Source organism: Streptomyces sp. H39-C1 (assembly GCF_027158125.1).
In the GTDB taxonomy this organism is placed as follows: domain Bacteria; phylum Actinomycetota; class Actinomycetes; order Streptomycetales; family Streptomycetaceae; genus Actinacidiphila; species Actinacidiphila fildesensis.
The window spans coordinates 13,957-27,912 of sequence record NZ_JAPVLS010000107.1 but is presented as its reverse complement, the minus strand read 5'-3'; the positions used below and the strand labels follow the sequence as shown (position 1 = coordinate 27,912).

Sequence of the window (13,956 nt, the reverse complement as noted above, 5' to 3'; positions counted from 1 at the left end):
CACAAACCGCTCGTGCAACTCGCCCAGACCGGCCGCCCACGTCCTGATGTCACTGAGTTCCCCACCCATAGTCAAATCAACGACGGCCCTGGCCACCAGTCACGCCAAACGCCGTTGCAGTACTAGGACTAACGGACCAACGCGCGGCCAAAACCGACTCATTGCTGGTTTCCTACCTGGAAGTGATGAAAGCCGCCGAAACACACCGCAGGACGGCCCTTCAACGCCCGGTCAGGCCGCCGGTACGGCGAAGATCGACACCACGTCAACGTCTGTGGTCATTCGCGTCATGATCCGGCTCATCAGCCCGAGCGCGTAGTAGTCGAGCCCGAGCCGGTGCAGATGCGAGGAGGTCGCGATGGTGATCTCCGCGGGGCGAGGGTGACAACAACGGCCTGGCGCCGTCGAGGTTGTTCAACGGGCCTTCCTGCTGGACATGCGGCAGCGCGGGGTGATGTGGGCAGGTCCCACCGTCTATACGATCCGATGGCGGGAAGCCCTACAGCCCCGCGCACTGCCGCTGCCCACCGCCCCCGCGCCGCGGTGGGCGAGGCTGTCGGGCCCCACATCGCGTACGCTTTGTTCGCATTGCCCTGGCAGGTAACTGGTGTCTCGGTGATGCACGTGTTGCTGCCGCACTGCACATGAGCCCCCGCAGCGAGCGGGCCGGTTAGGGTGGTCGTGATCGCCGTGAGCTGGTCTCGGGAGGTGGCTCCGATGCGTCGGACCGAATGCGTGGTAGCTGGATGACCGGCAGCCTGCCGCAGTTCGGGGAAAACGCAATGGTGCCATCCAGGGCCTTTGCTCTGGGGTGGCCGCAGTACACCCAGGAGCGGTGGGCGCGTTTCCTTGCCGCCTACCGCGAGCGGGTCGGCGCGGTGTACGAGGACTTGGCGGACCAGCACCCGGCGACGTTCACGCTGCTTCGGCCGCTGGACCTTCTGATCGTTGTGTCCATGGTCGGGGAATGGGCGTTTATCCGCCCCGCACGGGTCGACACCGTCACCTTGCGGGAGCGTTGGGAGCATCCGCAGCTGGCCCAGTGGGACATGGTCCGTCGGGCCGATCACGAACGAATCGTGCGGGACATTGAGGGCGTAAGCAATGACTTCGATCTGTACGAAGTCATCGAACACGGCCAGCGGTTGTTCGACTTGACTGCCGCTCCGAACGTAGCCAGCGCGAACGCGGAGTACTTTGGCCGTGAGCTAGCCGACCTCCATGCCGCGGATGCGCTGCGCCAGCCAGAACTGCAGAAGGCGCTGGCCGCCCTGACCGGGCGGTCAATCGACGAGGCGGCTCTCCGCAGCTTGCGTGACCGGTTGGAAGAGATCAGGGTGCTGAAGGGTGCTCCGCGGGGGAAACGGTTCGAGACCTGGCTCGGGGAGCTGCTCGCAGCTCACGGTTGTGATGTCGAGCCCGGCACCACCAAGGACGGCGAGCAGATCGACTTCTTCGTCCATAAGCCGTTCCGGGCCGTCATCGAATGCCGCTGGAAGGGTTCGCGGCTCCAGCCGAGGGAGCTCGCCGACCTCACCGCGAAGCTCGGCAGGCGGCCGGCGGTCGTCGCAGGGATCTACGTCTCAATGTCGGGGTTCACCGACGCCTGCCGCGGCCATGCGGCGCGGGAGCCCAACGGCCGAACGGTCCTGCTGTGGGAGAAAGGTGACGTGGACAAGCTACTTGGCGGTCAGATTCACGCTCTGGACCTGTTCGACGATCACGTGTCGGACCGGGTACGCCGCTACCGGCGCGAATCGCCATAGGCGACCCTGACGGAAAGCCACTTCCAGTGGCCCGTGACCGGCAGCACAGGTTCAGTCCTCGCCACGTAACCGGACAAAGCGCAGGGTGGCATGGCGTCCGTGACCGATGCGGACCTCGGCCGGGCAGGCGGTCGTCGGCGACCGGGATCACGGTGACGCGGAGATTCGGCACATCCTCCGGTTGCCCCGAGTTACGTTTCCACGCGATATCGCAACTCAGGCACCGTCCACGGCGCGGGCGCAGCATTCGTCCGCCCAGGTCGGCGACTCTGTCCGACCCCGCGCAGCCCATGCGGTGCGGCCGTCGCGAATCGCGCGCCGGTCAATTATTAATCTGCCCGGTCGCCTACTCATTCACAAATAAATCCGAAATGGAATTTCGAAGCTCGATTCTCGCAGTATCGGCGCCAGCAATGCTACTGCGCGAAGGAGATTCGCGATTCCTAAGAGATTCAGATCCCCCGGCAATATTGGCACAGTAGCAATCTCGGGGATCCGCTAATAGATCCAATGAATCCGCGGTGTAAGATGTCAATCCAGTAGGACGCAAGGGCCTGCCCGAGTGTCCTACCGCTCCACATGGGTGGGCCCCGCGCCCCCTCCACGGGAAGATCAACGCGGGGCCCCGACGAGTGGATGACGATGGGCCGGACCTGGCCGGGTCTGGCCCATCTGCGCAGATCAGACCCCATGTTGAGGGTCCGGTTCATCTGCGCAGATTCGGTGTCGCTAATCGTCCATGCGGCTCCAGTAGTACAGAGCCTTCAGGGCGGATGCGACGGCGGAAGCCCAGGTGCGGACTTGCTCGCACGTCATCTTCGCCGGCCTGCGCAGCCCCCGATGGGGCGCTGGGCCGGTGTTCGTCATGTGTCACCTCCCTTCACCAGTAGGTCCTGCCGGAACCTGCTCGCGCCTGAAGGCGGAAGAACGGCTACCGCACCCCAGTGATCCGTCTTTCTCTACTCCGGCAATTCTTGTAGTGGCGACTCGGGCACCCTCCGAGGGTGGAGGCGGTCGTTGACGGAACAATGCCGTAGAGCTTCGGAAAAGGGCGCGGTCGGGGCGTCGACGACGCACCGCACCGGGTCGCACGGGCGCACACTAAAAGCAAAGCGCCATTTGTGGAAAAACACAAACCCCTGCGCGACAGCGGGCCACTGCGGGGATGCGGAAATGAAGATCCGATGCCGTCCGGCGGCAGGTCAGTCAGTGCGTCTGGCGGCGTCGTGGCGGAAGAAAGCGGCCCGGAAGGCGGGCAGTAGTCCCTCCGTCAGGTGGTATCGAAACACGCACGCACGCCGGCCCCATGCAACGATGACGAATCCTGTCGCGTTGCTGTCCATGCACCGCCAAGACTGCCAGGTCCAATTTCGTGCTGGTCAGCGGCTGCGGCGCGCAACTGATCAGCGAGGGCTTGCGGGCCGGCTGAGGTACATCAATGCCAGAAGCGCGCTGATCTCACAGCCGTACTCCCAAGCGTCCTCCACCGGGGCGAGGAAGGGTGTGACGGTGATGCCGCAGGCTTTGAAGAGGTCTGGCTCCAGGTACTTCATGCCACAGGTCCCGCACAGGTAGGACCTTGCCCCAGTCGCGGCGGCAAGGTCGGCGAGCCGTTGTGAGCGTCCAGGCCGTGCGGTCAGTTGACTACTGTGGAGGATCTGGCCCTTCCAGCCGAGCAGATCTAGCAGGATGCGGGTGGATGCCTCCGCGATCTCGGCGGTCTTGTCCGTGGTGCCGAACAGGTCGAGGACGACGGTCAGGGCTAGGTCGAAGGCGGGCCAGTGTGGGCTGGTCCCGTAATGCTGGCAAAGTATCGGTCTGGTCCGCCGCCGGGACTGCACGGGATCGACGATGCGTGCCTCTCGAATGACAGTCTGCCGGCCACCGGGGAGATGCGTAGGCACGGAAAGCCACCTTCGCTCTCGCGCGTTGTCTAGGACTGCCAGGCGTGCCCGGTGTTGGTAATCGCGGCGGGTGAACTGCACGTCGTCCAGGACGATCCAGTAGTCCGCCGCGAACAATTTGGCCAGCGTGGTCAGCCGCGGGAACAGGTTGGGCTGGTGGATTGCACACAGACCGCCTGGCGGCGGTAGCTCACCGTGCGAGGAGGCGGCTGTCGAAACCTGCGGCGAGGAGAGATTCGTAGGCGGCATGCACGTCCTCCGGGACGTCCTGCTCAATGGCGAAACCGAGCTTCGGATACTCGATCACCCGCTGGAGGTCGCCGACGAGCATGTCCAGGACGAGTTTCTCGTCGCCGATGCTCTTGAGGTAGTCGTCGAAATCCAGCGGTTCCGAGGCGCAGATGATCTCGACCTCGGGCCATAGCTTGCGGGCAGTGGCGTAGGAGCGCCGTTCCATATACGGCTTGGAGACCAGCAGTACCGTCTTCGGTGAGACCCCGGCTGCGGCCAACACCTGGCGCGACAGGGTGATGTTCTGTCCGGTGTTCCCAGCGTTCGGCTCCAGCAGGATCGCGGAGGCGGGGACACCGAGTTCGAGGGCGTGCTCACGGAAGTGCACGGCCTCGCCGCGCGGAAACACTGGGGCGGTGGTGGGGCTGTTGCCGCCGGTAAAGACCAGGTGCGGGAAGAGCCCGGCGCGGAACAGCTCGGCGGAGAAGGCCGCCACGCCGAGATCATGGCTGCCCAGGCCGATCGCCGCATCGGTGGGCTGGATCTTGTGGTGCATCTGGTGGTAGTCCCAGATCAGCTTCGCCTGGTGCCGCTTCTCTTCGGTGAGGGCCTGCTGCCTATCCGCCACGCGTTTCTCTCCCTGGTCACTGTCGACGGGGCCCGGTCGGCCCCTCGCTCATGGCCTTAATGCCCTCGATACTGCGCAGTTGGTGCACAAGTCCGTACTGCGCGGCCACCTTGGCGGCCTGTCCGAGGACGACCAGCCCATCATCGCGGGTGGCCCGGTCTGAGAGCAGGATGTGGTCGTGCGCGGCGTCCAGTCGTACACGTTGCATCGGCGAATCTGTCGTCCCGCTGGTGCGGGCGACGTCGATGAAGTGCAGGGCTCCGGTGATGTTGCCGGCGCCGCGGTGGGCGAGGGCAAGTTTTTGGTGGGCCACCGACCAGTCGTCGGGTTCGGCTAGGTCCTCGAACTCGCGGGTTGCCGCTTGCATGACGCGGGCCGCGTAGGTGTGGTTGCCGCTCTTGCTCAGCGCGGTCCCTACCCATAACCGGGCGCGGGCCCGGTCACGGCAGGAGAGCCGGTCGTCGACGGCGAGGGTTTCGTAGTTGTGGGCGGCAGTCTCCAGCTGCCCGGACATCTCTGCCACTACTGCGAGGGACAGGTCAAGCTGGGCGACGCGGCGGGGGATGTCGAGCTGGGAGAAGACCGATCGGGCTTTGGCATAGGAGTGCTGGGCCGACAGTGGGCCGAGGATCGCGCCCTGGTCGCGCTGGAGGTCCCCGAGCAGGGCCGTGGACCGAGCGAACAAGTACAGGCCCCTGTCGTCCAGCTCCGGCGGTCGCCACCTGCTGGTCCACCGGATCAGCAGGCTGGAGGCGAAAGTGAAGTTCTGACGGGAGAGCTCCACCACAGTGCGCTCCAGGTCGTCGGTCCAGGACTCGTAGTCCCACATCCGGGGGCCGCTAGAAGTGACCCGCAACCCGGGGCTGAGGGCGGGCCTGCCGGTCTCGGACAGCAGGGTCTCGAAGCGCAGATGCGCTGCGGCATCCGCGCGAGCCAGCGCGGTGTCGAGGATGGCTTGGGTGTCCGGCCGAGGTTCAGTGGCGGCGGCGAGCTTGTCCCATTTGGAAACGGTGCGGACGGCGACCCCCAGATGCTCGGCGAACGCTCGGACGCTCATCCGCAGCGCGAGCCGCAGGGCGTGGGCCTCCTGACCACTCCAGTGCTGCACGGTCGCCACGCGTTGCCCCCTTCCTGAAGGTCATAGAAGCACGCGGTACGCAAGGCGGGGGACGCAAGTGCAACAGAAGTACAACAGCTGGTCATTTGCCGCGGCTCCGTTCTCCTCCACGCTCGATATCGGGACTACAGCCCAGGCCACAGCCCCCCAGACCACTATCCCCGACCCCTCTTGGACGGTCACGAGCATGGAACCCCTTACGGAGCATCGCGGCGTCAATGGTCCCGTCGTCTACGGATTCCTACGTCTGGTGAAGGTCTCCGAACCCCGGCATTCAGCACTGGCCGTGTCGTTGGCCGAGTACTGCCGGCAGCACGAGCTACTGCTGTCTGCTGTCTTCGCCGACCGTACGGCTTCGGAAGGTCCAGGTTCAGCAGCATTCACCGGACTGTTGGACGTGCTCGCGCTGCCCGACACTTACGGCGTCGTGCTGCCTGCCGCCTCCCACTTGGGTCCCCGGGCGATATCGGTCGAGCGGGTGAGACAGATCGACAGGGTCGGGGCCCGGATCCTGCTCCTCCGCCAGGTGGCCAAGGCGGGCTTGTCCGGTCAGAGGCAGGTCACTTCGCCGAGCAATTCGTCGCACTGCCAAAGCCACGGTCTGGCCGCCGCCCTGGATGCCGAAACATGAGGCTCGCCATGCCTGACCCCGCAAAGCAATTCTTCGCCGCGACGCCTGCATCAGTCGGACTAGCGCGCCAATTCGCTATGACGACGCTGGCCTCCTGGGGACTTCCTGCTCGCGCCGAGGAGATCCGGCTCTGTGTCTCCGAGTTGGCCTCCAACGCGCTCACTCACGGAACCACCCCCGGCCACGGATTCCTGGTGACGTTGGCCGCCGAGGAGGATTTCGTTCGGCTGGAAGTGCACGACACCCAGAGTCCCCGCCCCGAAGTTCAGCATCCGAGCAGCACCGACACCAGCGGGCGGGGCCTGCTGATCGTCGAAGCGCTCTCCGATGGCTGGGGCGTCCAAGACCGCCAACCACTCGGCAAGGTTGTCTGGTCGTGCTTCAAATCCGGAGACTGAGCATGCTGACGCGAGCTATGGCACCCGCAGCCAACTCGGTGGATCACAAACCCGGAACATCGGTCTTGAGGGGTGCCCCGAGGCCAGGCGTCCAGCTCAGCAGCGGGCCCTCAAGCCTCGCCGTGGTCCTTCCAGTAGTTCTCCAGCATCTGCGTGGGCCAGCTCGGTTGGCGGACGTCGCCGCGGGGTCCGAATTCGGCGAACCACGGCGCGATGTCGATGACGGGCGTCCCGTCGATGGCGTCCAGGTCCGTGACGTGGAGGTCCAGGCCGTCGACCCGCAGCAGGCGTGGGAAGGACGTGCCCAGGCGGTTCGGCCGACGCATGTTGCGGTGGACGAAGGTTCCCGTCGCGGGCCAGTCGGGGTTGTTGCGCGGGCTTCGGGCGCCGAGATGAACGTCGGATGGATCGACCAGGTGGAAGCGGAAGGTCACCACCAGGTGACTGAATTCCTCCAGGCCCTGGACGGTCTCCACGGGAAATCTCGGGTGGAGACGGATGATCGACTCGGTTCCGCCCCAGTAGTCGTCGGTGGGCTCCGCGCGCCCGCCCACGACCGTTGCGATGATGTCGGCTTCAATCGACTCGTCAGGCACGTATCGTCTCTTCCTTGGCTGGAGTTGCATGGGCGTCAGCCGGGTGGGTTACCGCTGCGCAGGAGCATCCGGCTGCGACAGACGCGGTCACCCTACGTGCGCCAGGGCGGCACGCGCACGGGCGTCGAGGTCAGCGACGGCAGTGCCCCCGCGCTGCCGGTAGGGCGACAGGGCGCGGCGCATGGAGATCACGGTGTCGTGGGCGCGGCCGGAGTGGACGCCTTCCATGGCGTCCAGGGCGCGCGTCCAGGTGGCGCACGCGGCTTCGATGCTGCCCTGCTGCGCCTGCACCGCGCCCAGGTAGCCCAGCGTCACGGCGTGAGTGCGGCCGAAGGCTTGACCACGGGTTCGGACGCTGCGTTGGAATTCACGTTGGGCGCCTTCGAGGTCGCCCAGGTCGCGCAGAGCGCAGGCGGTCTCGTGGGCAAGGCTGGCTTCGGAGAAGAAGAAGACCCTGCTGGGCTCATGGCCGCCGCTGGTGGCCGCGTCGAGGTCGTTCTCAGCGCGGAGCAGGGCCGCCAGCGCGTCGCGCTTACGACCTGCGGCGGCCAGGCTGCGGGCGTGGACCACCCCGATCAGGGCCTTCTCCCGCGGAGTGGCCAGGGTGTAGCGCTTGCGCTCGATGGACGCGGCGCCAAGATCCAGCGCCTGGTTGCGGTGGCCGAGGTCGACGGCTTGGTGGGCGAGGGCGCGCAGGATGTGACCGGCCAGCGGAGGGTCGTCTGCCTCGGCGGCGAGCCGCACGGCCAAGGTGAGGTAGCGCTGCGCGACGGCCTGCTGGGAGGCATCGAAGGCCATCCAGCCACAGAGGTAGACCAGTTCACCGGCTGCGGAGTACAACTCGCGCCGAATGGCGTCGGTGGGAAAGGTGCCGTTCAGGTAGGCGGCGACCTCGGTCCGCAGGTACGCCACGACTGCGGCACGGCCGTCGCCACCGCCGCGCTGCTGATCACGCCGGGAGAAGAAGGCGGTCATCTCCCGGATCGCCTCGATCTCACTTCGTCCCACGCGCAGCGTCGACGACCGGCGGGCGTGTGCCTGGTGAGGTGCTTGGTCCCACCAGGATTGTCCCGGAAGCGAGAGGCCGGCCGCCGAGTAGGCCGTGTTGGCCAGGACTTGCCTGCGTTCCATGTCCAGATCACTCCCCCCGAGATCCAACAGCGCAGTGAGCGTATCGGCAGGCCACAGGTCGACTGTTGGCGCGCCGGGCGCTGTGGGTCCGAGACCGATCTCGGCCGGTGTGACCGGGCGTTGCAGTCCACGCGAGAGCACCTCGCACAAGATAGCGGGGGCCGCGCCGGCAGGTTGGGTGCCCAGCACCCACATGGACACGTGCGAGCGCGAAGTGCCCAGCAGTTCGGTCGCCTCGATCTCGGCCGCCACCCGCACGAACCGGGCGGCAACCTGGGCCTGCGACCAGCCAAGTTCCTTGATTACTGCGGTGAGCTTGGTGTTCCGTTCGCGCGCCATCATGCGCCCCTGTCCACAAAACGATCTTTGGCACCTTTGGCAGCATCGGCGGCCCCCAGGGGATACCCACCCGCTGCAATTAACGGTTCGCTCAACGTAACGGTAGCGGTCAACAACTGCGTACCAGCGCCGCATTTGACGAACCCGATTCGTAAGGCAGCCAGTCCGACGGTGCCCGAACCAGGAGGTGAGGAACGGTGACGACCCGCGTCTCCGCCCAGCCCTATCCGAATTCAATTCAGACCACGCCCCTGACCGCCGACCAGAGCCCGCGGCGCCCCGGAGCTTCCCTCGCCACGAAGCGGAGCCCGGTTCCAGAGGCGGAACAACACCTGAACGTCAAAGAGCTCCAGCGACTGCTGGCGGGGATGTACAAATGGCAGGCCGCCGACGCAAGCTCCGGCCAGTCCGCCGGCTCGTCCGATACCGAAGCGCCCGGCCCCGGAAGCACCAGCATCGTCCATGTGAACGATCTGGCCAGCGCAGCACGGCCACCGGACCTACTCCTGCTGGACGGAAACGTGGAGCTGGAGTGCGTACTCGTCCCCCGCGCCACTCCCCTGGACGCCGAAGAGGTTCGCCTGCTGATCCTGCTTCTGCGCGGTCACAGCACGAAACTGGCCGCCACCTTGGGCCAATGGGGCGGCACCCCTCTGGCCCTGGAGGCGGTGGTGATCCAGGCCGCCGACCGCCTGCAGGAGATGGACCAGGCCAGCGCCTCGATCACACCCGAGCGCTACATGCACGCCCTGGCACAAGAGACGACACAGCTCCTGGACTGCCTCCCCAGCACTCCGGCGGTCGCCACAGCCGATTTACCGGGCGGGCAATGACATGTCCCGTCACCGGAACACCCCGGTCCGCCGGTTCATCGAGCGCCGCGCCGCCGCCCTCAAACGGAACCGAATCGCAGTGACGATCACGCTTCTGCTGCCCGCACCAGCGCTCTGGCTCCTGGTCGGCCTACCCCGCCCCTTCTCGTAAGGCCCCTGAACTGCCGCGCCTCCCTGGCAGGGTCCCCTGACCTGCCCGGGGGCGCGGCTCCACTTCCGCCGTACCGAACACCGCAGGGACCCGCAGCGCATCGACCGCGAGCCACCGAGGAGTACGAACCACCATGGGCCAGACACACGAGAGCCAGCGTTCCTCCGCTCCACACCTGGACCAGGTAGGAGCACGCCCAGTGCCCAGCCTCCTCGCGAAGAGCGTCGACGCGCCCCCGGCGGCCGTGGGCCTGCTGATAGGCGCCTACCTGGAGAGGCTGCGCCAAGCCAAGAATCTCGGCTTGGCACAGGCCGCCGGCCGAGCCGGGATGACCGGAAACCGACTGAACCGCATCGAAGCCGGCCTGCCCCCGCTCCGCGACGACGAGCTGAAGCACCTGCTGGACGTGTACCGGTCCGTATGTCCACCGCCGGTACGAGACGGCACCCAGAAGCTGCTGAAGAGTGCTGACGCGTGCAGTTGGGACGGATGCCGAGATGCGGAGCCCGGGTGGGTGGCCCGGCTCAGCTCATGCGAACAGGCCGCAGACAGCCTCCGTATCTGCAGCCATGTGGTGCCCGGCATCTTCCAGACCTCTGCTTACGCGCTGGCATATCAAAGGGCCCTCCCGCAACGCCCGCTCCGCGCCTCCCGCATCGCAGCAACCCCACGCGCCTTGCCCGTCAGCCACGGCAAGCACATCACCGTCTACCTCGATCAGCGCGTCCTGACCCTGGCACACGGCGGCCCGGCCACAATGGCTCAACAGCTCACCCACCTGCTGAACGTCGCCCAACGAGGCGATGCAGAGATCCTCATCGTGCCCTACGAGGCTGCGGTTCTCGGACCTTCCGCGCCCCTGTCGATGCTGGAACTCCACGGACAGGCGCTCCTCATCGAGGAATCGTTCGCCGCGGTGTACTCCACCGGCGATGACGCAGCGCGGTGCTGTCGCCAGTACCTGGAGCCCGCTGCTGACGGGGCCCACACCGCCGCCCGCAGCCTGGACCTACTCGACGCCGCCCAGCGCGCCTTCCAGCGGGAGAGCACCCGATGAACCCCCTCACCGTCTTATTTGCCCGCCCACCCCGAGGGGCGCGCGGCGGGCACGTGTCACGCGGCCATCTCGGCTCGGATGCGGTCCAAAGCCTGCTCGGCTTCGCCCCGTATGTCCGGCAGCCCGGGCTCCGCCGTTCGGATGACGCGCTGGAGCTGGTGCGGCAGGCGTTGGCGGGCCGCCTCTTGGATGGCGGTGCCCAGCGATTGGGCTGCTCCGCCGTGGTCGCCGGCCAGCAGCCGCACATGGCCAACGGTCACCGCTTCGATCACACGCCACTGCGGGGCCGCGGTCGTCGCCGGCAATGGGCTGGCCTCTACCAGGCGTATGGCGATGTCGGCTCGGCCGGTAACGAGGAGGCCGCGCAGACGGATCTCGTACAGCGCGGCCGGGTTGAACAACGAGGTGTGCTCGGCTTGCTGCAGGAGCACCTCGGTCTCGCGCATCACGAAGTCGAACAAGACAGTGTCACCCAGCTCGCCCGCGGCACGGGCGAGCAGCGGCAGCACGGCCGCGCGGGCAGCCCTGTCGGGGGCGAGGGCCGCAGCGTGGCGGAGCCGTTCGACGGCCGCTCCGGTCAGGCTGGACTTGCGCAGCTCATTGCCGTGCATCCGCAGGGCGTAGGAGGCGAATGCGTCCTCTTCGAAGTACTGGGCAATGTGCAAGCCTTTGGCGGTCCAGCGGGCTGCGGTGTGCAGCCGCTCCTCGGGCAGAACGTTGCCGAGTGCCGCACCGAGGCCGACGCGTGCTCGGGCGAGCAGGTGAAGGACCTCGCGCTCGGAGTTTCCGTCCTCGACGCGGGCGTCCAGCCTGGCCACCAGGGGCCACAGTTCGGCAACGGCTTCGGAGGCATGGCCGGACTGGCGGGCGATCTCGGCGAGCCGGACGGTGGATTCGCCGAATTGCAGCATGGCCCGGTGGTCGGTGGCGGCCGGGTCGGTGACGCCCAGGACATGGGGTGGGAGCTGGAGGCTTTCGGCGACGCGGCGTCGCGATTCCACATCGTCCAGGCGCCGCTTGCCCAGCTCGAAGAGCGAGATGTACGTCTTGTCGTACCCGAGCAACGTGCCGAGCTGCGTTTGGTTGAGTCCGTGAACGGATCGGTAGAAGCGCAGGATTGCGCCGAGGTTGCGGCTGGCGAGGACCGCTTCGGCTTGCGGCGTGGCCCATCTCCACAGGGCGTGTTCAGGGTCCGGTCTGAGCAGACCAGTTCGTTTCTCGTCCTCGCCGGCCATGGCCTACGGCTCCGTGTGTTCGCCCGACACGGGGGCGATGTGTGCGTACCAGGTCGCGATGGACTGCTTGTATCCGTCGGGCATCGTGAGGCCGGGCACCTCAGATACCGCGAACAGGCCCACCTGTTTGTGTTCGGGGCTCACGCTCGGTTCGCGTTCGGGTGTCAGCACGACGCAGCCGTACGTCACGATCAACACGCGCCGAGCTGGAATGGGCTCGTACACCCAGGTGTCCAGCAGGCGGTCGGCTTTGACCTCCCAGCCGGTCTCTTCCTGGATCTCCCGGACCAATGCCGCTTCGCAGCTCGGGTCCGGGATTTGGTCCGTCTCTGCGTTTCCGATCTCCAGTCGCCCGCCCGGCAGCTCCCACTCCTGCCGCTCGTTCTTGAGCAGCAGCACACGCCCGCGTGTGTCGATGGCGACGCCCTTGACCGAGACCGGCCAGAGCGGCGGCGAGTACGGCATCGCGCTCCTCGAAGTACAGGGGGCAGCTCAGGTATCCGGAACGTAGCACGCGCCCGCCAACTGGTCGTCCGGCCCATTGGTTTGGCGTGGTCGACAATCTGTCGCTTTACCGGGCCGCCTTCGTCGCCGAACAGTGGATACACCGCCTCGTCCCGAAGGAGTCCCGCGATGCGCCGACCCCCGTTGCAGCCGTTCGAGCGCCATTTCGTCGACGTCTCGTCTCCCACCGCGCAGGATGAGATCGTTCAGCGGCTCGGCGAGGACGGACTCGTTACGGTGGCCGGCCTGTCCTCACGCACCGCGGTGTTGGCTTTCGCTTCGGGGATCATGACGATGGTCCCGCACCGTGACAGCGAATCCGACGGCCTGACCACCATCCGCAACGCCGGGCGGTTAGCCTGGCGGCCCGGGTTCGCCGGATTCGGATCGGGTGAACTGGCTCCGCACACCGAACGCTCTGGGATCCCGGCACCGCCCCGCCTGATGCTCCTGGTCTGCGCGCGACCCGCCGAGGCGGGAGGGGAGAGCCTTCTCGCCGACGGTCGACGGGTCCACGGCGAACTGCTCCATCGCCAGCGCGACGCCGTGCGGGCCCTGTCTCAGCCGCGGACCGCGTACTTCGGTGCTGGCGACGGCCACGCGGGCGAGGTGTTCACCGTGCACGACGACGCCACCGTGTCCGTACGTCTGCGGTTCGACGGACTGGCACGGTTCAGTCCCCTCGTGCAGCCGTATCTGCCCCACCTGCGCTCCGCGGTCGCCCGCGAGCAGCTCGGTCTACCCCTGCTCGCGGGGCAGGGATACCTCCTCGACAACCGGCGATGGTTTCACGCCCGCAACGGCTTCACCGGCAACCGGGTCTGTTGGCGTGCATTGGGCGAAGCCCGCTGTAGCCTCCCGCGCGGCTTCACACCAGAGCCCGTTTGGAAAAAGCAACCGGACAGCTACTCCCCGAGCCGGCTCGCTGTCTTCATGCTCCGCAACGAATTTCCCACGCTATCCGGACGGCCGTAGCACCCCAGATCGCCGGCCCCGCCCGCAGGAGAACCCCGGCTCCCCCGCTGATGGATCCCCGGGCGGGACCGGTGCGCCCGACCTGGTCTGCCGAACGGCTCCGACTTCCAGGCAACCACGCCGCCACGGTCACCTGACATCAAGCCCCGGAGCCCAACCGGCTCCGGTATCCCGTACCACCCGCTACTACCCCAGGAGGCACGCATGACCGCCATTGACATCGAGAAGGCGCTGGTTCCCGCGCAGCAGCCGGCCCTCGACGACCTCGACCCGTTCGGGCTCGACATCTCCTTCATCGAGGGCACGCCGGCGACCGAGACGGTCCTGATGTGCAGCACGGGCGACACCTGCGGCAGCTCCTGCCCCAGCGCCTGCACCACCTCGTAAGCCGGGGCAGCTCGGCAGTGCGGGCCGGACGGGTGACTCGCCCGGCCCGCACCCGCGCCTATCAAGAACGGAG

At 67.0% G+C, this 13,956-nt stretch carries 15 protein-coding genes; 7 read left to right on the top strand and 8 right to left on the bottom strand.

What is annotated here, in order from left to right; translation table 11 throughout:
• Positions 1 to 746: 746 nt before the first annotated feature.
• Positions 747 to 1,766: a restriction endonuclease gene (locus tag O3W51_RS41295; RefSeq protein WP_269288917.1), complete on the top strand. Its 1,020-nt coding sequence runs from the start codon at positions 747 to 749 to the stop codon at positions 1,764 to 1,766.
• A 729-nt stretch (positions 1,767 to 2,495) separates the two neighbouring features.
• On the opposite strand, the gene O3W51_RS41290 is transcribed toward O3W51_RS41295, so the two are convergent.
• The 4 genes from O3W51_RS41290 to O3W51_RS41275 form a co-directional block, all read right to left on the bottom strand.
• Complete coding sequence (locus O3W51_RS41290) at positions 2,496 to 2,633, bottom strand: hypothetical protein (protein WP_269288916.1); 138 nt, start codon at positions 2,631 to 2,633, stop codon at positions 2,496 to 2,498.
• Positions 2,634 to 3,169: 536 nt separating this feature from the next.
• On the bottom strand, positions 3,170 to 3,787 hold the full coding sequence (locus tag O3W51_RS41285) for a WbqC family protein (RefSeq protein WP_269288914.1): 618 nt from the start codon (positions 3,785 to 3,787) through the stop codon (positions 3,170 to 3,172).
• 73 nt (positions 3,788 to 3,860) lie between these two features.
• Entirely contained in the window at positions 3,861 to 4,529 is a 669-nt protein-coding gene (locus tag O3W51_RS41280; protein WP_269288911.1) for a YdcF family protein, read from the bottom strand.
• A gap of 16 nt (positions 4,530 to 4,545) precedes the next feature.
• Positions 4,546 to 5,646 carry a helix-turn-helix domain-containing protein gene (locus tag O3W51_RS41275; protein WP_269288909.1) on the bottom strand — a complete coding sequence of 367 codons (1,101 nt, stop codon included), beginning with the start codon at positions 5,644 to 5,646 and terminating at the stop codon, positions 4,546 to 4,548.
• A gap of 187 nt (positions 5,647 to 5,833) precedes the next feature.
• Between O3W51_RS41275 and O3W51_RS41270 the strand changes: the two genes are divergently transcribed.
• Both O3W51_RS41270 and O3W51_RS41265 read left to right on the top strand, forming a co-directional pair.
• Positions 5,834 to 6,277: a hypothetical protein gene (locus tag O3W51_RS41270; protein ID WP_269288908.1), complete on the top strand. Its 444-nt coding sequence runs from the start codon at positions 5,834 to 5,836 to the stop codon at positions 6,275 to 6,277.
• On the top strand, positions 6,274 to 6,675 hold the full coding sequence (locus tag O3W51_RS41265; protein ID WP_331284139.1) for an ATP-binding protein: 402 nt from the start codon (positions 6,274 to 6,276) through the stop codon (positions 6,673 to 6,675). Before O3W51_RS41270 ends, O3W51_RS41265 begins: the two co-directional genes overlap by 4 nt.
• Before the next feature lie 110 nt (positions 6,676 to 6,785).
• On the opposite strand, the gene O3W51_RS41260 is transcribed toward O3W51_RS41265, so the two are convergent.
• Both O3W51_RS41260 and O3W51_RS41255 read right to left on the bottom strand, forming a co-directional pair.
• On the bottom strand, positions 6,786 to 7,301 hold the full coding sequence (locus O3W51_RS41260; protein WP_443048395.1) for an SAM-dependent methyltransferase: 516 nt from the start codon (positions 7,299 to 7,301) through the stop codon (positions 6,786 to 6,788).
• A 57-nt stretch (positions 7,302 to 7,358) separates the two neighbouring features.
• Positions 7,359 to 8,744 carry a Tat pathway signal protein gene (locus O3W51_RS41255; protein WP_331284138.1) on the bottom strand — a complete coding sequence of 462 codons (1,386 nt, stop codon included), beginning with the start codon at positions 8,742 to 8,744 and terminating at the stop codon, positions 7,359 to 7,361.
• Between the two features lie 194 nt (positions 8,745 to 8,938).
• Here O3W51_RS41255 and O3W51_RS41250 point away from each other — a divergent pair, with 194 nt between their 5' ends.
• Both O3W51_RS41250 and O3W51_RS41245 read left to right on the top strand, forming a co-directional pair.
• Entirely contained in the window at positions 8,939 to 9,574 is a 636-nt protein-coding gene (locus tag O3W51_RS41250) for a hypothetical protein (RefSeq protein ID WP_269288902.1), read from the top strand.
• A 350-nt stretch (positions 9,575 to 9,924) separates the two neighbouring features.
• Positions 9,925 to 10,782, top strand: a complete 858-nt coding sequence (locus O3W51_RS41245) for a Scr1 family TA system antitoxin-like transcriptional regulator (RefSeq protein ID WP_269288900.1) — start codon at positions 9,925 to 9,927, stop codon at positions 10,780 to 10,782.
• A gap of 56 nt (positions 10,783 to 10,838) precedes the next feature.
• On the opposite strand, the gene O3W51_RS41240 is transcribed toward O3W51_RS41245, so the two are convergent.
• Both O3W51_RS41240 and O3W51_RS41235 read right to left on the bottom strand, forming a co-directional pair.
• Positions 10,839 to 12,017 (bottom strand): helix-turn-helix domain-containing protein, encoded by a 1,179-nt coding sequence (locus tag O3W51_RS41240; RefSeq protein ID WP_269288899.1) that lies wholly within the window; start codon positions 12,015 to 12,017, stop codon positions 10,839 to 10,841.
• Between the two features lie 3 nt (positions 12,018 to 12,020).
• Complete coding sequence (locus tag O3W51_RS41235; RefSeq protein ID WP_269288898.1) at positions 12,021 to 12,482, bottom strand: NUDIX hydrolase; 462 nt, start codon at positions 12,480 to 12,482, stop codon at positions 12,021 to 12,023.
• Between the two features lie 168 nt (positions 12,483 to 12,650).
• On the opposite strand from O3W51_RS41235, the gene O3W51_RS41230 reads away from it, so the two are divergent.
• Together O3W51_RS41230 and O3W51_RS41225 are read left to right on the top strand one after the other, a co-directional pair.
• Positions 12,651 to 13,496 carry a TauD/TfdA family dioxygenase gene (locus O3W51_RS41230; RefSeq protein ID WP_269288897.1) on the top strand — a complete coding sequence of 282 codons (846 nt, stop codon included), beginning with the start codon at positions 12,651 to 12,653 and terminating at the stop codon, positions 13,494 to 13,496.
• 204 nt (positions 13,497 to 13,700) lie between these two features.
• On the top strand, positions 13,701 to 13,883 hold the full coding sequence (locus O3W51_RS41225) for an FxLD family lanthipeptide (RefSeq protein WP_269288896.1): 183 nt from the start codon (positions 13,701 to 13,703) through the stop codon (positions 13,881 to 13,883).
• Positions 13,884 to 13,956: the final 73 nt, after the last annotated feature.